Genomic DNA, 16,985 nt, shown 5'->3' with positions numbered 1-16,985 from the left:
TGCGGGGTATATACCGCCGAGTTTTTGTGCCTGCAAGTCGTTTCATAAGCACTTCTTCAATTATACCCGTGCAAACATAAACCTTGTTCCGGAAATGGTTGAACCGGCCTTGTGATCGCTGCAGAAAGTCTTGTATCGGTAAAATACGGATGATGCGATGTATCGCAAAGTCTGCCGGAAGAGAGCGAATTGTATATCGGACGAGATATCGACTGAAACAATGGGGTTGCATGCAATGACATCGGGAATGAAGCGGATTATCAGCTTTGTGATGAGTGGCGGTGTTGGTTCGAGGCTCTGGCCTTTGTCGCGCGAAGACTTTCCCAAGCAGTTTCATAATCTTTCCGGTCAAGGTTCTATGCTGCTGCGCACCGTCAAGCGCATGGGCGCACGCGGCAGCGAAATGCCTGTTCCGGTCTATCTGCTTGCCTCCGAACGGCATGCCGACCGCATCAGCCAGGATCTTTCCGGCGTCGATCTGGCGGGCGGGCGGGCGATTCTCGAACCCATGGGGCGCAACACCGCCGCCGCCGTCGTGCTGGCAACCGAGATCACGCTGCGCGAACATGGCGATGATCTGGTGCTGGTCGTGCCCTCCGATCATGAAATCACCACGGACCGGGATTTCTGGAACACGGTGGAAGCGGGCACCGATGCGGCCATGGCCGGCCGGATCGTTGTCTTCGGCATCCAGCCGGACCGGCCGGAGACGGGCTACGGCTATATCGAGGTCGGACCGCAGAACGAAAACACACGCGATGTCATCCGTTTCGTGGAAAAGCCGAACGAGGAAACCGCGATCCAGTATCTCGAATCGAAGAACTTCCTCTGGAATTCCGGTATCTTTCTGTTCCGCGCCAGCACCATGCGCGATGCCTTCCGTGCCCATGCGCCGCAAATCTGGGATGGTGCCGTCACGGCGCTCGACGAGGCGACAAGCAATGTCTCCGGCACCTACCTGCCGCACGATCTCTATGCGGACGTGCCATCCATTTCCGTCGACTATGCCATCATGGAGCATGCGCAGGACATTGCGCTGGTCCCGGCGCGCTTCCGCTGGAACGATCTCGGATCGTGGCAATCCCTGCTCGAAGTCAGCTCGAGCGACGGCAGCGGCAATGTGATTGTCGGCGATGTCGTGGCCATCGATTGCGAGAACAGCTATCTGCGCAGCAATGGCCGCCTTTTGTCCGCCATCGGCCTGCGCGATCTTGCCGTCGTGTCGACCTCCGACGCAACATTCGTCGCTCCCGTTACCGAAAGCCAGAATGTCCGCAAGATCGTTGAACAGCTGGAAAAGACGGGGCGGCTTGAAACCAAGTTCACGCCAGCGCAGGACCGGCTGCCACAGGTCGGCGCCTATGAAAAGCGTGTACGCCACTGGCTGTTCGAGGAGACGCTGCCGCTCTGGTCGACGGTCGGCGTCGACCGGCGCTATGGCGGTTTCCATGAGGCGCTGACCTTCGACGCCACCCCCATCGTCAAGACCAAGCGGATGCGCACCACGGCGCGGCAGATCTATGCCTTCGCGGTGGCGCACGAAATGGGCTGGGATGGCCCGGCCCATGATCTGATCGACCATGGTATCCGCTTCATCACGGCCAATGGCCGGACGAAGCGCGGCGGCTGGGTCAAGACCTTCAACCCCGACGGTACGGTGCTTGACGGGGCAGAAGATGCCTATGACCAGTCCTTCGTGCTGCTGGCGCTGGCGCATGCCCATCGGGCGGGCCATCCGCAGGCGCTTGGTCTTGCCACGGAAACCTTTGCCTTCATCGATGAGTATCTCGCCGATTCCAAATTGCGCGGTTTTCTGGAAATGCCGGGTGATACCGGTTTGCGCCGGTCCAACCCGCATATGCACCTGCTGGAATCATTCCTTGCCTGGTACGATGTGACGGGCAACCGTGATTATCTGCAGCGTGCCGCGCGCATCGTCGATCTGTTCCGGCATCACCTCTTCGATGCGGAGACATGGACGCTCGGCGAATATTTTACCGATGACTGGGAGCGGGCACCTGGCGAAAAAGGCGAGTGGACCGAACCAGGGCACCATTTCGAATGGGCCTACCTCCTGTCCAATTTTGCCAAGGCGTCGGGCCAGAAAGACATCATCCGCCACGCGCGCAAGCTCTATGCCTCGGCCATTGCCAACGGGCTGAACCGCACCACGGAACTCGCCTATGGCGCTGTGTCCCGGCACGGCCTGCCGCTCGACACCAATTCACGCAGCTGGCCGCAGACGGAGGCGGTGAAGGCCGCGATTGCACTGGACGGCAATGGCGGGCCGGACCTCAAGCCGGAAGTCGAGGCACGCGTGGGCCGTCTGTTCCGCTGGCATATCGAACAGGCGCCGAAGGGCCTGTGGATCGACCTGATCGATGAAAAGGGCAGGGCACGGGCCGAAGACGTGCCGGCCTCGATCTTCTATCATCTCGTCTGCGCCCTGACGCAGTATGTGGATTACATCGGCAAGGCTTAATCCGGGGCTTTCACGGGCCAGGCGCACATCGCCGTTTCGGCAATGCCTGTCAATTCCTCGATGGTCGCGCCATCGCGCGCCTGCACCGACATGCCTTGAATGATCGTGCCATAAAAACGGGCAAGCTGGCGTGTATTGGTGTTCTCCGGCAGTTCGCCGGTGCCGATGCCCTTGCGGATATAGTTCTCAATCATATTCAGGCTGCCGCTGCGCATGGCGGCCAGACTATCGGCGACCCCTTTCACTTCCGATGCGCAGGAGAGAACTGCCGTCGAGATCATGCAGCCGCCCGGGCCTGCGGTGAACGTTTCCGCCGCGCCGCGCAACAGACGTCTGATCCCGTCATAAATCGTCTTTTCCTCCGTAAGCGCTGCGGGGAAATAGGCGCCGTGGCTGCTGCGGTAGAGGTCGAGGACTTCCGCATAGAGCGCTTCCTTCGAACCGAAGGCCGTGTAGAGGCTGGGCGGGGTAATGCCCATCGCCGCCGTCAGGTCATTGATCGACGTGCCCTCGTAGCCGTGCTCCCAGAAAAGTTGCAGTGCTTTCTCCCGCGCCGCCTCCCGGTCAAAGCTGCGCGGACGGCCGCGCTTGCGGGCGGGTTCTTCAACGGTGCTGACAGATGGCTCATTTATTTTCATAGTGACCACTAATAAATTTGTTGACGCGAGGCAGGCTTGTGCTAGTTCTATTATATAGCGACCACTATTAAAAAGGAACAGGCCGATGAACATACCAGTTGCTACCGCCCTGACAACACTTGCCTTGACCGCTCCGGCACTGGCTACACAGGCCAGTTTCAAGGACCGGCTCGACGCCGTGATTGATCGCGCCATCGCCGATCAGACCATCGTGGGCACCGTCATCCTGGTCGCCGAGAATGGCGAGATCGTCTATCGCCGCGCAGCGGGGTTTGCCGATCGCGAGGCCAGGGTTGCGATCAGGGAGAATGCCATCTTCCGCTTTGCGTCGATGACCAAGCCGATTGTCGCGGTTACAGCCCTGCGGCTGATGGAAGAGGGGAAGCTGAAGCTCGATGATCCCGTCACGCACTATCTGCCGGATTTCCGGCCAAAACTGGCCGATGGCCGTGAACCTGTCATCACCATCCGGCAGCTGATGGACCATACGTCAGGCCTGAGCTACGGTTTCCTGCAACCCGCCGATGGCCCCTATCGCAAGGCCAACATATCCGACGGTCTTGACCAGCCGGGGCTCTCCATCGATGAAAATCTGCGGCGCATCGCAACGGTCCCCCTGTCGTTCGAACCCGGCACCGCCTGGGAATATTCGGTTGGCATCGACGTGTTGGGTGCGGTGCTCGCCAAGGCCACGGGCAAGACACTACCCGAGCTGGTAAGCGAAAATGTCACGGGAAAGCTGGGTCTCAAGGATACGGCATTCAGCGTGAGTGACCGGGCAAGGCTGGCGGTAGCCTATGGCGATGCCCAGCCGCCGGTGCGGATGGACGGACCGTATGTCGTGCCGTTTTTCGACGGCGTCGTCAGCTTTGCGCCGGACCGCATCTTCGATCCCGCTTCCTACGCGTCCGGTGGTGCGGGCATGGCCGGAACCGCCGATGATTACATCAGCTTCCTCGAAACCCTGCGCAAGGGCGGCTCGCCCCTGCTGAAGGCGGACAGCGTCAAGCTGCTGTCCGACAACCAGATTGGCGATACCGTCGTGACGGCCACGCCGCCGGGTTGGGGTTTCAGTCTCGGGTTTTCCGTTCTGAAAGATCCTGCGGCGGCGGCCTCGCCGCAATCGGCAGGCACGTGGCAATGGGGCGGGGTCTACGGCCAGTCGTGGTTTGTCGACCCCAAGCGCAAGCTCACCGTCGTCGCGCTGACCAACACGGCCTATGCCGGCATGATCGGGGCATTTCCCGATGGTGTGCGCGACGCCATCTACGGCAAATGATGGACATGGCGGGACAGATAAATGTCCCGCCTCCATGCCTCAATAAGGGCTCTCGACCTTGCCCGTTTCCACATAGACCGACTTGATCTGGCTGTAGTGGTAAAGCGCAGCCAGACCGTTTTCACGGCCGACACCGGACTGCTTGAAGCCGCCGAACGGCATTTCAACCGGGGCGAGGTTGTAGGTGTTGATCCAGCATGTGCCGGCCTTGAGCTGGCTGATGACCCGGTGGGCGCGAGACAAATCCTTGGTGAAGACGCCCGCTGACAGGCCGAACTCCGTATCGTTGGCGCGGGCGACAACCTCGTCCTCGTCGTTGAAATCGAGAACAGCCATGACGGGGCCGAAAATTTCCTCCTGCGCGATGGTCATGCCATCGGTTACATCGGTGAAAATCGTCGGTTCGACATAGCAGCCGCCTTCAAAGCCCTGCATCTTCGGTACGCCGCCGCCAAAGGCGAGCGTGGCTCCTTCGGCCTTGCCCTTTTCGATATAGGCAACAACCTTGTCGCGCTGCGCCGCGTTGATCAGCGGTCCCAGATGGATTTCGGGATCGAGCGGATCACCAAGGCGGATTGCCTTGGTGCGCGTCACCAGCCGGTCGAGGAACCTGTCCTTGATGCCCTTCTGGACAAAAACGCGGGTGCCGTTCGAGCAGACCTGCCCGGTGGAATAGAAATTGCCGAGCAGCGCGCCGCCAACGGCGTTTTCCACATCCGCGTCATCGAAAATGATCAGCGGCGACTTGCCGCCGAGCTCCATCGTGGCGTGTTTCATGTGCGAACCGGCCTGCGCCAGCACCTTCTTGCCGGTGGGGACGGAGCCGGTCAGCGAAACCTTGGCCACGAGCGGATGATCGACGAGCTGCGAACCGACATCGCCAAATCCCTGCAAGACATTGAACAGGCCATCGGGCAGGCCGGCTTCCTTGTAAATCTCCGCCAGCGCAAGGGCAGACAACGGGGTGTTTTCCGAAGGCTTGAAGATCATGGCATTGCCTGCGGCCAGCGCCGGGGCCGATTTCCAGCCTGCACCCTGGATCGGATAGTTCCATGCGCCGATACCGACGCAGACGCCCAGCGCCTCGCGGCGCGTATAGGCATAGGAGCCGCCAAGCTCGATCATCTCGCCATTGAACCCGGCGATGATGCCACCGTAGAATTCCAGGGCATCGGCCGCCGATGCCGGATCGGCAACCAGCGTTTCCTGAATGGCCTTGCCGGTATCGAGCGTTTCCAGCTCGGCGATCTCGGCATTGCGGGCACGCAGAAGGTCCGCCGCCCGGCGCAGGATGCGGCCGCGTTCCACCGGCTTGAGCGCTGCCCAGGCGGGCTGCGCAGCCGCCGCAGCCTGCACGGCCTGTTCGATCAGGGCCGGCGTTGCGCCAAACAGCTTTGCGATGATTTCGCCGGTCGCCGGATAGATCACATCGAGCGGCTTGCCGGCCTTGTCCTCGACGAAGCGGCCATTGATGAAATGCGATGCCTTCGGCTGCGCGCGCATGGTGTTCTCCTGGAGTTGTAATTTCAGCATAGGCTTTGTGCGTGGTTCGACAAGCTCACCGTGAGGGAGGGTGATGATTGCAGGGAGCACTATTCTGCAGGGTTTGCGATTGACATTGCAGCCAAACGACATCCCTCATGGTGAGCTTGTCGAACCACGCACACCGGTTGTGCAAAGTAAAATCCGATACCATCACCGGTCGCTCACTTCCCAGCGCGGATTGATCCACGGTTCCTGATTGGAGCGCGGCAGGGGATCGCGGCCAAGAATATGATCGGACGCCTTTTCGCCGGTCATGATCGACGGACCATTCAGATTGCCGTTGGTGACGCGCGGAAAAATTGAGGAATCGGCCACACGCAGGCCCTCGACACCGATCACCCGGCATTGCGGATCCACCACGGCCATGGGATCGCTTGCCGCACCCATCTTGCAGGTGCCGCAGGGATGGAACGCGCTTTCCGCGTGTTCGCGCAGGAAGTCGTCGATGGCCTCGTCGGACTGCACATGCGCGCCCGGCGAAATCTCACGGCCGCGATAGGGATCGAGCGCCGCCTGGCCGAAAATCTCGCGGGTCAGGCGCACCGCGTGGCGGAAATCCGTCCAATCGTCGGGATGCGACATGTAGTTGAAGACGATCTTCGGCTTCTCCAGCGGATCGGACGAGCGCAGGCTCACGCTGCCGCGCGACTTCGAGCGCATCGGTCCCACATGCGCCTGAAATCCATGGCCCTTGGCTGCCGCCTTGCCGTCATAGCGGATGGCGGCGGGCAGGAAATGGTACTGGATATCAGGGTAGTCGACACCGGGTTTTGAACGCACGAACGCGGCGGATTCAAAATGGTTGGTGGCGCCGTCGCCGGTCTTGAAGAACAGCCATTGTGCGCCGATCCTCGCCTTGGAGAACAGGCCGAGTTTCGAATTGAGCGTGATCGGCTTCAGGCTTTCCTGCTGGATATAGACTTCCATATGGTCCTGCAGGTTCTGGCCGACACCGGCGCGATCGGCCACCACGGCAATACCATGCTCCTTCAGGTGCTGTGCCGGGCCGATGCCCGACAGCATCAGAAGTTTTGGCGAGTTGATCGATGATGCCGCAACGATCACCTCACGCCGCGCGCGCACAATTTCCGTCTTGCCACGCCGGGTGATTTCCACCCCCGTCGCTCTTTGATTCTCGATGACCACACGCCGAGCGAAGCCATTGACGAGACTCACATTCCGCCGCTTCAGCGCCGGGCGCAGATAGGCATTGGCCGTCGACCAGCGGCGACCATTGTGAATGGTCTGCTCCATGGCGCCAAAGCCTTCCTGCTTGGCACCGTTATAATCTTCGGTGACTTCGAAACCGGCCTGCCTGCCCGCATCGACAAAGGCGTGGAAGAGGGGATTGTCGCGCCGCCCGCGCTGCACATGCAGCGGGCCATCGGTGCCGCGCCATCCAGCCTCGCCGCCATGGGAATGTTCCATGCGCTTGAAATAGGGCAGAACGTCCGCATAGGACCAGCCAGCCGCGCCGCTCTCCGCCCAATGGTCGAAATCATGGGCGTGGCCGCGCACATAGACCATGCCGTTGATGGAGGAGGAGCCGCCGATCACCTTGCCGCGCGGGGTCACCAGCGTGCGCCCGCCCAGGTGCGGTTCCGGCTCGGACGAAAAGCCCCAGTCATAGGTGCTCATGTTCATCGGGAAGGAGAGGGCGGCAGGCATCTGGATGAATGGCCCCATATCCGTGCCGCCGAATTCGACGACGATGACCGAATGCTTGCCATCCTCCGACAGGCGGTAGGCCATGGCGGAACCGGCCGAACCCGAACCGATGATGACGAAATCTGCTTCCATAGCTGGCCCCATTATTCGCCGCGCGGAAAGCGCGCGTTTTCTTCCAGAACATTCAGATCCATGTGATTGCGCATGTAGCGCTCCGAGGCCTTCTGCAGCGGCTGGTAATCCCAGGGATAATAGGAGCCGTTGCGCAGTGCTTCGTAGACAACCCAGCGCCGCGCCTGGCTCTCACGCACGGCGGCGTCATAGGCCGCTATGTCCCAGCGCGCCTTGGCGGCAGCCGTGAACTGGGCAAGCAGTGCCGCATGGGCGGGATCACCGGCAAGGTTGGTCAGCTCGCGCGGATCGGATTCAAGATCAAACAGTTGCGGCGGATCGATCTCGCAATGCACGAACTTGTACCGGCCGTCGCGGATGCAGACGAGCGGGGCATTGGAGCCCTCCGCCGCATATTCCATCAGCACCGGGCCCTGCCGCTTGCCGCCCGCGATGACGCCGGTCAGGTCCTCGCCGTCGGTCCATGGTTTGACGGCGGCAATGTCGATACCGGCGAGTGCCGCAAGGGTCGGGTTGATGTCAAGCGTCGAGGCCGGCTGGGTAACCAATTGCGGCGTGATGCCCTTGCCTGCAATCATCAGCGGCACGCGGGCCGAGCCCTCGAAAAAGTTCATCTTGAACCACAGGCCGCGCTCGCCCAGCATGTCGCCATGGTCTGACGTGAAGACAATGATGGTGTCGTCGAGCATCCGCGTAGCCTGCAGTACCTCCAGAATCTCGCCGATCTTGTCATCGACATAGGAAATATTGGCGAGATAGCCCTGGCGCGCCCGGCGGATGTTATCGGGAGTAATATCGAATTGTGTGTAGTCGCAGGCCTGCATCAGGCGCTGCGCATGCGGATCCTGCGCCTCGAAGGGGATCGCGGCAACGGCGGGTTCAAGCGCTGGCGAATTCTCGTAGAGGTCCCAGTATTTGCGCCGTGCCACATAGGGGTCGTGCGGATGGGTGAAGGAAACGGTGAGGCACCACGGGCGGCGCGCCGGATCATCCGACGTGCGCGACAGCTGGTAGAGTTTTTGCGTGGCGTGAAACGCCACCTCATCGTCATATTCCATCTGGTTGCTGGTTTCGGCGACGCCAGCGCCGGTGACGGAACCGAGATTGTGATACCACCAGTCGATGCGCTCGCCCGGCTTACGGTAATCGGGGGTCCAGCCGAAATCGGCGGGATAGATATCCGTGGTCAGGCGTTCTTCAAGACCATGCAACTGGTCAGGGCCGACAAAGTGCATCTTGCCGGAAAGGCCGGTGTAGTAACCGGCGCGGCGCAGATGGTGCGCATAGGTCGGAATATCCGAGGCGAACTCGGCGGCATTGTCATAGACGCGGGTGCGGGACGGCAGCTGCCCGGACATCAGCGAGGCACGGGCCGGGGCACAGAGCGGCGATGCCGTATAGGTGTTGGCAAAGCGGGCCGAACGCTGCGCCAGCGCAAGCAGATGCGGGGCATGGATGAAATCGGCCGGACCGTCCGGAAACAGGGTTCCGTTCAGCTGATCGACCATCAGGATGAGAATATTCGGTCTTGTCATTGGCATGCTCCGGCGGCGGCTAATTTCGTCGTCACATAATCTTCCACGAGCGCGATTGCCGAAGCTGCCTCAGGCGCGCCATTGCGCAGCGCATGGCGGATATAGAGCCCGTCGATCATCGCCCCGGTGCCCTCGGCGATCTGCAGAGCGGTCGCCCGGTCGGTCATGCTGCTCAGCGCGAAGGCGAGGTTGGAATGCATGCGCCGGGCATAGACCCGCAGGAGGCGGCGGGTTTCGGTCGATTGCTGCGCATGCACGTAAAAGGTCAGCCATGCCGCCACGGTCTGCGGTGCGAATTGCGAGGCGGAGAAATTGACGGCGATGATGGCGGCAATGCGTTGCGCCGGTGTCTGCGCTGGCGCCAGCGCCGCCAGGAGATCCTGCCCGAGTTCTTTCAGGAGATGGCGCATGGTGGCCAGGATCAGCTGTTCCTTGCCGCCGAAATAGTGATGCGCCAGCGCCGGCGAAACCCCCGCTTCATGGGCGATCTCCGCGACGGTCACATCAAGCGAGCCGCGCTGGCCGATGGTGCGGATCGCCGCATCGATCAACTCCCGCTTGCGCAGTGGTTCCATTCCGACTTTGGGCATGCTGAAAAACCTCGTTCGGAGGAATTATTATTCTTGATTGACTGATCAATCAATAAAAATAGCGACGTTTTGGAGCGGTATTTGATGGGAGCGGCGCAAAGCCTCCGTGCGTGGTTCGACAAGCTCACCATGAGGGAGGATGAGGGCTGCAGTGAGTATATTCTGCAAGGATTGCAATTGGCCCTGCACCAAACCACTTCCCTCATGGTGAGCTTGTCGAACCACGCACCACATTCTGGCAGCACTGGTGCAACCACCGGCAAGCAACAAACGACTCTCCACGATGCTCCCAACCGCACGATAATTGCCAAACCACAGGCTCCGGTATTGCACTGCAACAAAGCCCTTTACCTTGAAACGATGCGGGTTCATGGTTACCTCAACAAGAATGACATTTTGGAGGAATGACATGACAGCCTGTATCGTTGGATGGTCGCATCTGCCTTTCGGAAAACTGGAAGGCGAGAGCGTGGAAAGCCTGATCGTCAAGGCGGCCGTCGCTGCGCTCGATCATGCAGGCATCGGCCCGCAGGATGTCGACGAGATTGTCCTCGGCCACTTCAATGCCGGGTTCTCGCCGCAGGATTTCACCGCCAGCCTCGTCCTGCAGGCCAGCGATGCCTTCCGCTTCAAGCCCGCCACCCGGGTGGAAAATGCCTGCGCCACCGGTTCGGCGGCCGTGCATCAGGGCATCAAGACCATTCGCGCCGGCGCTGCCCGTGTTGTACTGGTGGTGGGTGTCGAGAAGATGACATCGACGCCGGGACCCGAGATCGGCAAGAACCTTCTCAAAGCCTCCTACCTGCCGGAAGAAGGCGATATTCCCGCCGGTTTTGCCGGTGTGTTCGGCCAGATTGCGGCGGCCTATTTCCAGAAATATGGCGACCAGTCCGATGCGCTGGCGACAATCGCCGCGAAGAACCACAAGAACGGTGTGGGCAATCCCTATGCGCAGATGCGCAAGGATCTGGGCTATGAATTCTGCCGGCATGAAAGCGAGAAGAACCCCTTCGTTGCCGGTCCGTTGAAGCGGACTGACTGTTCGCTGGTGTCGGACGGCGCGGCAGCGCTGGTTCTCACCGACACGCAGACGGCACTGAAGATGAAGCGCGCCGTGGCCTTCCGTGGCGCTGCCCATGTGCAGGATTTCCTGCCGATCTCCAAGCGCGACATCCTGCTGTTCGAAGGCTGCGCCGAAGGTTGGAAGCGCGCCCTCGATCAGGCCGGTGTCAGCATCGACGATCTGTCCTTTGTCGAAACCCATGATTGCTTCACCATCGCCGAACTCATTGAATATGAGGCGATGGGTCTGGCCAAGCCGGGCGAGGGTGCCAAGGTTGCCCTGGAAGGCCAGACGGCCATGGGCGGGCGCCTGCCGGTCAATCCATCCGGCGGTCTCAAGGCCAAGGGTCATCCAATCGGCGCCAGCGGCGTCTCCATGCATGTGCTCTCGTCCATGCAGCTGACGGGCGAAGCCGGCGGCATTCAGGTGCCGGATGCCAAGCTTGCCGGCATTTTCAACATGGGCGGCGCTGCCGTCGCCAACTATGTGTCGATCCTCGAACGCATCAAATAAACCGTCCAATAGCGTTCTTTTCGAATCCGGGACTTCAAGTCCCGGATTCGCCGTGTCAAAAGCATCCGGCAAATCCATGAATTGAATCATCTTTTCCGGCAGAGGAAAAAGACATGTCGAACGGATGGAAGGAATCGGCATCCGCCTGGATTGCCGAACAGGCGGAAGACGGTGACTACGGCCGCGTCTATGTTCTCGACAAGCCGATGCTGGAACGCGTCAGCGGCCGCGGCTTTAAAAACGCGCTCGATGTCGGCTGCGGCGAAGGCCGCTTCTGCCGCATCCTCAAGGGCCTTGGAATCGAGCCGGTCGGTATTGACCCGACCGAGGAATTGCTGGCGCAGGCGCAGGCCCGGGACCCCGAAGGGGACTATCGTTTCGGGTATGCGGAGGCACTGGAGTTTCCGGATGCCTCTTTCGATCTGGTGGTAAGCTACCTCTCGCTCATCGATATTCCCTATCTGCGCAAGGCCATCACTGAAATGGTCAGGGTGCTTGCGCCGGGTGGGACCCTGCTGATTGCCAATCTCAACAGTTTCAACACGGCGGGACAACCGGGGGGCTGGCAGCCCGATATCAACGGCGATCCGCGCTTCTACGTGGATCATTATCTTGAGGAGCGTGTGGACTGGGTGGAGTGGCGCGGCATCCGCATCCAGAACTGGCATCGGCCGCTGAGCACTTACATGTCGCTTCTCCTTGGCCATGGTCTCACCCTGCGCCATTTTGCCGAACCGGCACCCTATGGCGGCGATCCCGACAAGGCCGATCGCTACCGCCGGGTACCCTATTTCCTTGTCATGGAGTGGCAGAAGGGCGGCTGAGCGCAATTGTGCCGTTTTCGCCATTGGAAAGGCAAACGGGGCATCCTATAAGACCATCAATTCCGGCGGACGCCGGTCGATTTCCTGAGCAATGTAGGGCGTTATGAGCAATCCGGTTCTGGTTGAAGTTTTTCGCGGCGAAACAGTGGAGAGCCGCCATCGCGGCGCGGTTGTTGTCACAGATGGCGACGGCAGGATTGTCTATTCGGCCGGCGATATCGAACGGCCGACCTTTCCCCGTTCGGCGATCAAGGCAATCCAGGCGCTGCCGCTGGTGGAAAGCGGCGCTGCCGATGCCTATGGCTTCGGCAATGAGGAACTGGCCATGGCCTGCGCGTCGCATTCGGGCGAACCGCTGCATGTGAGCAAGGCCGCCGACATGCTCGGCCGCGCCGGTCTCGACCTCTCCGCGCTGGAATGCGGTGCGCATTGGTCATCCGATCAGTCCGTGCTGATCGCCCAGGCCCGCAGCATGCAGGAGCCGACGGCGCTGCACAACAACTGCTCCGGCAAGCATTCCGGATTTCTCTGCACCTGCGTGCATCTCGGCATCGAGACCGCAGGCTATTCGACCCTGGGATCGCCGACGCAGACCATGGTATGCGAAGCCATGGAGAGCGTGACCGGCGCGGTTCATTCGCTGGATCATTGCGGCACGGACGGTTGCTCCATCCCGACCTATGCCATCCCATTGAATAGCCTTGCCCATGGCTTTGCCCGCATGGCGACCGGCACCGGCCTGCCGCCGGTACGGGCCAAGGCAGCAAAGCGTCTGCTCGATGCCACCATGGCGGCCCCATATTATGTCGCAGGCACCAACCGCGCCTGCACGCGGCTGATGGAAATGGCGCCGGGGCGCATCTTCGTCAAGACCGGTGCGGAAGGCGTTTTTGTTGCGGCTTTGCCGGAATTCGGTCTCGGCATCGCGCTCAAATGCGATGATGGCGCGACCCGCGCCTCCGAAGCGATGATCGGAGCGGTTCTCGCGCGGATTTTCCGTGGGGATGCGGAACTGGAATCGAAGCTCGACCGGTTTGCCGACCGCGAAATGCGCAACTGGAACGGCATCACCTACGGTGTTGTCAGCCCGGCCGATATCCTGACGGAAGCCGATATCAACTGAGAATATTGCGCGCGACGATCAGCTTGTCGTAACCGCTGGCATTCTGCCGGGCGAGATCCTTGGTCACCGCATCCATCCAGCGATGGCCGAGAATGCCGCCTCGGACGGCCTTCTCGATGATATTGTCGGTGATGACAGCGGAGCCGACACCGTCGACGACGCTGACATAAATGCCGGTGCCCGCCTGCCGGATCACATTGCCCGTGGCGGTGAGGTTGCGCATATAGGGGCCCCAGCCCAGCTTGATGCCGTAGAGGGCCGCAGTCTCGATGACGTTGCCCGTCACGGCAATATCCGCTTCGACGCTGATGCCGATGCCGAAACCAGGCGCATCGGCGGGATAGGGCCCGATGGCGGTGAGGTTGCGCACCACATTGCCGCTGCAGGTGCCCATGCGCCCGCCGCCATCGAAATTGACCATGGAAATGCCGCTGGCCGCGCCATCGACGATGTTGTTGGCAATCACCGCGCCTTCGAAGGCGAATTCGGAATAAAGCGCCATCTCGCCGCTGCCCGTGCAATTGTTGCCGATGATCTGCACATTGTTCCCGGCATTGGCGCGGACGGCAGAGAAGGCGCACCCCACCAGCACATTGTTGGAAACAAGCACGCTGCCGGCACGGAACACGTTGATGCCATTGCCGTTCTGGCCGGTGCCGCCGCCATCGGCGCGGATATTCTCGACGCGGTTGCCGCTGACGATGGTCCCGTCCGGCCCCTGCGCATCGCGAAAGATCAGGATGCCGCCATTGCCGCAATCGCCGACATGGTTGGCTGTGATGTCGAGCCCGGCGGATTGCGACGCAAAAATACCTGCATCACGGGCGCCGCTGATACGGTTGTTGCGGATACTGCCGCCGCATTGAGAAAGCGCGATGGCGTTTTTGCCCGATGCCGCGACATCGCAATCCTCGATGACAATCCGGGCGACATTGGCAGCATCGACCAGCGCCTTGGCGCCGCCGGCAAGCGGCTGGTTCGCGCCGTCGACGACAAGCCCGCTGAGGCGGATCTGCGCGCCGCTGCTGGCCCTCAGAAAGGAACCGCCGCCGCCATAAACGAGGCGGGTTGCGCCGGGAATGCCGGCGAGATTGGTCCGAGCGGGCAAATCCACGCCGGAAACAATATAGGTTCCGGGTTGCAGGAAAATCTGGTCGCCGGTCGCGCTCGCCTTCTGCAGGAGGGCATTGAGCGCCTTGCCCTGATCGTCAGGCGATCCCGGATTCAGCCCTGCGGATGCCGCCGCAAAAGTCCGGGCGGGCAGGAGTGCCCCGGCACCAAGCCCGGCCATTCCACCGAGAACAAGACGTCTGTCGATCACGGGCTTTACCTCAGGTTCAGCGTTTGGACAGGCCGAGGATTGTGTGTCTTTTGGCCAATCGATTGATGGCACTTGCAGCTTGGTCAGGCAAGGCATACCTTCACCGGATGAGCAGAGCTTTCACCAAGGAAGACGACAGCAATTCATCGATTGATCTGGGCGAGCGCCCCGTCAGTCCGCACCGGAATCTGGTGACCGAAAACGGTCTTGCCATGATCGATGCGGAAATTGCTGCCCTGCACGAGGAACTGGCCAAGGGCAATGCCGAGGCCGACCGCGACCTGATCGCGCGGGCATCGCGTGACCTGCGTTACTGGACGGCGCGGCGGGAGACGGCGGAGGTTTCCCATCCCGACCCCGCCAGCTCCGTGGTGCGCTTCGGCATGACGGTGACCATCGCCGACGAGCATGATGCCCGCCACAGCTGGGCCATTGTCGGCGAAGATGAGGCCGATGCCAGCCACGGCAAGATTTCGCACGTCTCGCCCATGGCGCAACTGATGTTCGGCAAATCGCTCGGCGATATTTTCGAACTCAACGGCCGCGAATGGGAAATCATCGCGATCGGACTGCCGCAGGTTGAATCGGAATAAGAGAAGAAGTTTTTCAGAGCTTTTCGATATGGTCTCGGAAAAAGGCCGCAGCGCCGGTTTCATCGATTTCGCCCGAAGCAACAAGAAGAACCAATTGAATGATATCTTCGTGCGGCGCTTCAAGGCTATAACCGTTGAAAAACAAGAAGAGATCGGCGGCGGCAAAACCAGTCCGTTTGTTGCCATCAACAAACGGATGATTTTTTACGATCCCAAACAGGTAAGCAGCGGCGAGATCGCATAGATCAGGGGTGCCGTAAGCCTCTTTCTGTAGTGGCCTGCCAAGGGCAGATTCGAGCAACCCCTGATCGCGTATGCCGAAGGCACCACCGTAAAGATTCAATTGCTCGCTGTGTATCGCCTCGATAAACTCGCGTGAATGAAACTCTGTCATTTTGCGAGAACGCGATAGACGGCCTCGTATTTCTTCATTCGCTCGCGAGCGACTTTCATCTTTTTTTCAAATTCTTCTGAATCTTCTTCGGAAGGACGCAAATGCAGGCCATTTGCATCTTCCGTTAGGGTTAGATGGTCACCGATCTTGATATTATTTCTCTCAAGTACGTCCTTTGAAAAAAGAACGCCGCCCGAGTTCCCGATCTTTCTCACCGTCACGTTCATAGCTCCAAACTCCAATGTTATAACAAAGATTATAACTTAGTGTTTGGCGCTAATCAAGGTGGAGTCACAGCCAGCCCTTCTTGCGGAAGATCAGCAGCGGGATGACGGCCGAGGCAATCATCATGCCGATAGCCATGGGATAGCCCCACATCGTCTTGAGCTCCGGCATGAACTCGAAATTCATACCGTAGATCGAGGCCACCAGCGTTGGCGGCATGAAAGCGACGGCCGCCACCGAGAAGATCTTGATGATGGCGTTCTGTTCGATGGAGATGAGGCCAACCACCGTATCGAGCAGGAAGGTGATCTTGTTGGAGAGGAAGTCGACATAGGTGCTCAGCGACTGCGTGTCACGCTCCAGCGACTTGATCCACGCCTTCGTCTCTTTCTTGTAGCTGTTCTGCTCGGTAATGGCGGCGAGGTAGACCAGCAGGCGGCTCACCCCGGCAATGCTTTCCCGCACCTTCGACAGAAACGCACCCTGGCCGCCGATCCGCGTGAGGCTGTCGCGGAAATTCTTCGTCGTCATCGGCTTGTCATTGTCGGAACGGCGGAAGATCGTGTGGGAGTTCTGGTCGATATCCGAGGCGACGCCTTCGAGAATATCGGCAATGCGATCCGTCACGGCTTCGATGATCCCGAGCAGAATGGTCACGCCGCTGCATTTGTCGTTGATCAGCCCGTTGCCGGGCTTCGACGCCCGGCTGACATAGAGGCTGAAGGCGCGCGGCTCGGCATAGCGCACCGTGACAAGGAACGAACCCGTCAGGATGAACGAGATCGGACTGATGGCGTGATGCTTGTCCTGGGTGAAATAGAGGATTGGTGCCGTCAGGTACTGTCCGCCATTTTCCGTATAGAAACGGCTGGACTCCTCGATCTCCACCATATCCTCGCGGGTAGGGATGGCGGTCTTGGTCCAGGTCTCGGTCTGGACATCCTCGTCATGGGTGGGATTGAGCAGGTCGATCCAGACCGTATTGTCAGGCAGGGCATCGCCGGCCTTGGCCGGGCGTGCGGCCAGATGATCTGCTTCAAGCGTATAAACAACGATCATG

Annotated in this window: 16 protein-coding genes; 7 read left to right on the top strand and 9 right to left on the bottom strand. The window is 60.3% G+C overall.

The window, feature by feature from the left end:
• The first annotated feature begins 247 nt into the window (after positions 1-247).
• The gene (locus tag ACZ25R_RS16240) at positions 248-2,482 is read left to right on the top strand and encodes an AGE family epimerase/isomerase (protein ID WP_472461560.1); all 2,235 of its coding nucleotides are present in this window, start codon (positions 248-250) and stop codon (positions 2,480-2,482) included.
• Here ACZ25R_RS16240 and ACZ25R_RS16235 read toward each other — a convergent pair.
• Positions 2,479-3,120 carry a TetR/AcrR family transcriptional regulator gene (locus ACZ25R_RS16235; RefSeq protein ID WP_472461559.1) on the bottom strand — a complete coding sequence of 214 codons (642 nt, stop codon included), beginning with the start codon at positions 3,118-3,120 and terminating at the stop codon, positions 2,479-2,481. The two genes, ACZ25R_RS16240 and ACZ25R_RS16235, sit on opposite strands and share 4 nt — an antisense overlap.
• Before the next feature lie 85 nt (positions 3,121-3,205).
• Here ACZ25R_RS16235 and ACZ25R_RS16230 point away from each other — a divergent pair, with 85 nt between their 5' ends.
• A complete protein-coding gene (locus ACZ25R_RS16230; protein ID WP_472461558.1) occupies positions 3,206-4,399 on the top strand; it encodes a serine hydrolase domain-containing protein in 1,194 nt (397 codons plus the stop codon).
• A 39-nt stretch (positions 4,400-4,438) separates the two neighbouring features.
• Here the strand turns inward: ACZ25R_RS16230 and betB are convergent, their stop codons facing one another.
• From betB to betI, 4 genes are all read right to left on the bottom strand, one after another.
• The gene (gene betB, locus ACZ25R_RS16225; protein ID WP_472461557.1) at positions 4,439-5,902 is read right to left on the bottom strand and encodes a betaine-aldehyde dehydrogenase; all 1,464 of its coding nucleotides are present in this window, start codon (positions 5,900-5,902) and stop codon (positions 4,439-4,441) included.
• Positions 5,903-6,094: 192 nt separating this feature from the next.
• Positions 6,095-7,744 carry a choline dehydrogenase gene (gene betA / locus ACZ25R_RS16220; RefSeq protein ID WP_472461556.1) on the bottom strand — a complete coding sequence of 550 codons (1,650 nt, stop codon included), beginning with the start codon at positions 7,742-7,744 and terminating at the stop codon, positions 6,095-6,097.
• 11 nt (positions 7,745-7,755) lie between these two features.
• Complete coding sequence (betC, locus tag ACZ25R_RS16215) at positions 7,756-9,279, bottom strand: choline-sulfatase (RefSeq protein ID WP_472461555.1); 1,524 nt, start codon at positions 9,277-9,279, stop codon at positions 7,756-7,758.
• The gene (gene betI / locus ACZ25R_RS16210; protein WP_464662999.1) at positions 9,276-9,869 is read right to left on the bottom strand and encodes a transcriptional regulator BetI; all 594 of its coding nucleotides are present in this window, start codon (positions 9,867-9,869) and stop codon (positions 9,276-9,278) included. The genes betC and betI overlap by 4 nt, the downstream gene beginning before the upstream one ends.
• An 84-nt stretch (positions 9,870-9,953) precedes the next feature.
• On the opposite strand from betI, the gene ACZ25R_RS16205 reads away from it, so the two are divergent.
• The 4 genes from ACZ25R_RS16205 to ACZ25R_RS16190 all read left to right on the top strand — a co-directional run bounded on the left by ACZ25R_RS16205 (position 9,954) and on the right by ACZ25R_RS16190 (position 13,392).
• The gene (locus ACZ25R_RS16205) at positions 9,954-10,277 is read left to right on the top strand and encodes a hypothetical protein (protein WP_472461554.1); all 324 of its coding nucleotides are present in this window, start codon (positions 9,954-9,956) and stop codon (positions 10,275-10,277) included.
• 1 nt (position 10,278) lies between these two features.
• Entirely contained in the window at positions 10,279-11,445 is a 1,167-nt protein-coding gene (locus ACZ25R_RS16200; protein ID WP_472461553.1) for an acetyl-CoA acetyltransferase, read from the top strand.
• 113 nt (positions 11,446-11,558) lie between these two features.
• Entirely contained in the window at positions 11,559-12,269 is a 711-nt protein-coding gene (locus ACZ25R_RS16195; protein ID WP_346305655.1) for a class I SAM-dependent methyltransferase, read from the top strand.
• Between the two features lie 103 nt (positions 12,270-12,372).
• A complete protein-coding gene (locus ACZ25R_RS16190) occupies positions 12,373-13,392 on the top strand; it encodes an asparaginase (RefSeq protein ID WP_472461552.1) in 1,020 nt (339 codons plus the stop codon).
• Here the strand turns inward: ACZ25R_RS16190 and ACZ25R_RS16185 are convergent.
• Positions 13,385-14,713, bottom strand: a complete 1,329-nt coding sequence (locus ACZ25R_RS16185; protein WP_472461551.1) for a TIGR03808 family TAT-translocated repetitive protein — start codon at positions 14,711-14,713, stop codon at positions 13,385-13,387. The genes ACZ25R_RS16190 and ACZ25R_RS16185 overlap by 8 nt on opposite strands.
• Positions 14,714-14,820: 107 nt before the next feature.
• On the opposite strand from ACZ25R_RS16185, the gene ACZ25R_RS16180 reads away from it, so the two are divergent.
• Entirely contained in the window at positions 14,821-15,306 is a 486-nt protein-coding gene (locus tag ACZ25R_RS16180) for a GreA/GreB family elongation factor (RefSeq protein WP_472461550.1), read from the top strand.
• 13 nt (positions 15,307-15,319) lie between these two features.
• Here ACZ25R_RS16180 and ACZ25R_RS16175 read toward each other — a convergent pair whose 3' ends face one another.
• From ACZ25R_RS16175 to corA, 3 genes are all read right to left on the bottom strand, one after another.
• Positions 15,320-15,700, bottom strand: a complete 381-nt coding sequence (locus tag ACZ25R_RS16175) for a type II toxin-antitoxin system death-on-curing family toxin (RefSeq protein ID WP_472461549.1) — start codon at positions 15,698-15,700, stop codon at positions 15,320-15,322.
• Positions 15,697-15,927 carry an AbrB/MazE/SpoVT family DNA-binding domain-containing protein gene (locus tag ACZ25R_RS16170; protein WP_472461548.1) on the bottom strand — a complete coding sequence of 77 codons (231 nt, stop codon included), beginning with the start codon at positions 15,925-15,927 and terminating at the stop codon, positions 15,697-15,699. Before ACZ25R_RS16170 ends, ACZ25R_RS16175 begins: the two co-directional genes overlap by 4 nt.
• Positions 15,928-15,991: 64 nt before the next feature.
• Complete coding sequence (gene corA, locus ACZ25R_RS16165; protein ID WP_223611443.1) at positions 15,992-16,984, bottom strand: magnesium/cobalt transporter CorA; 993 nt, start codon at positions 16,982-16,984, stop codon at positions 15,992-15,994.
• Between the last annotated feature and the right edge of the window lies 1 nt (position 16,985).

This window comes from Phyllobacterium sp. RCAM01083 (assembly GCF_055685835.1).
Note: the sequence above shows the minus strand (reverse complement) of the source record. Positions and strands in the feature narration are given on the sequence as shown.

Excerpts from the sequence above, each read along its gene's own strand:
- ACZ25R_RS16240 (WP_472461560.1), top strand. The coding sequence starts at position 248 with ATGAAGCGGATTATCAGCTTTGTGATGAGTGGCGGTGTTGGTTCGAGG.
- ACZ25R_RS16235 (WP_472461559.1), bottom strand. The coding sequence starts at position 3,120 with ATGAAAATAAATGAGCCATCTGTCAGCACCGTTGAAGAACCCGCCCGC.
- ACZ25R_RS16230 (WP_472461558.1), top strand. The coding sequence starts at position 3,206 with ATGAACATACCAGTTGCTACCGCCCTGACAACACTTGCCTTGACCGCT.
- betB (WP_472461557.1), bottom strand. The coding sequence starts at position 5,902 with ATGCGCGCGCAGCCGAAGGCATCGCATTTCATCAATGGCCGCTTCGTC.
- betA (WP_472461556.1), bottom strand. The coding sequence starts at position 7,744 with ATGGAAGCAGATTTCGTCATCATCGGTTCGGGTTCGGCCGGTTCCGCC.
- betC (WP_472461555.1), bottom strand. The coding sequence starts at position 9,279 with ATGACAAGACCGAATATTCTCATCCTGATGGTCGATCAGCTGAACGGA.
- betI (WP_464662999.1), bottom strand. The coding sequence starts at position 9,869 with ATGCCCAAAGTCGGAATGGAACCACTGCGCAAGCGGGAGTTGATCGAT.
- ACZ25R_RS16205 (WP_472461554.1), top strand. The coding sequence starts at position 9,954 with ATGGGAGCGGCGCAAAGCCTCCGTGCGTGGTTCGACAAGCTCACCATG.
- ACZ25R_RS16200 (WP_472461553.1), top strand. The coding sequence starts at position 10,279 with ATGACAGCCTGTATCGTTGGATGGTCGCATCTGCCTTTCGGAAAACTG.
- ACZ25R_RS16195 (WP_346305655.1), top strand. The coding sequence starts at position 11,559 with ATGTCGAACGGATGGAAGGAATCGGCATCCGCCTGGATTGCCGAACAG.
- ACZ25R_RS16190 (WP_472461552.1), top strand. The coding sequence starts at position 12,373 with ATGAGCAATCCGGTTCTGGTTGAAGTTTTTCGCGGCGAAACAGTGGAG.
- ACZ25R_RS16180 (WP_472461550.1), top strand. The coding sequence starts at position 14,821 with ATGAGCAGAGCTTTCACCAAGGAAGACGACAGCAATTCATCGATTGAT.
- ACZ25R_RS16175 (WP_472461549.1), bottom strand. The coding sequence starts at position 15,700 with ATGACAGAGTTTCATTCACGCGAGTTTATCGAGGCGATACACAGCGAG.
- ACZ25R_RS16170 (WP_472461548.1), bottom strand. The coding sequence starts at position 15,927 with ATGAACGTGACGGTGAGAAAGATCGGGAACTCGGGCGGCGTTCTTTTT.
- corA (WP_223611443.1), bottom strand. The coding sequence starts at position 16,984 with ATGATCGTTGTTTATACGCTTGAAGCAGATCATCTGGCCGCACGCCCG.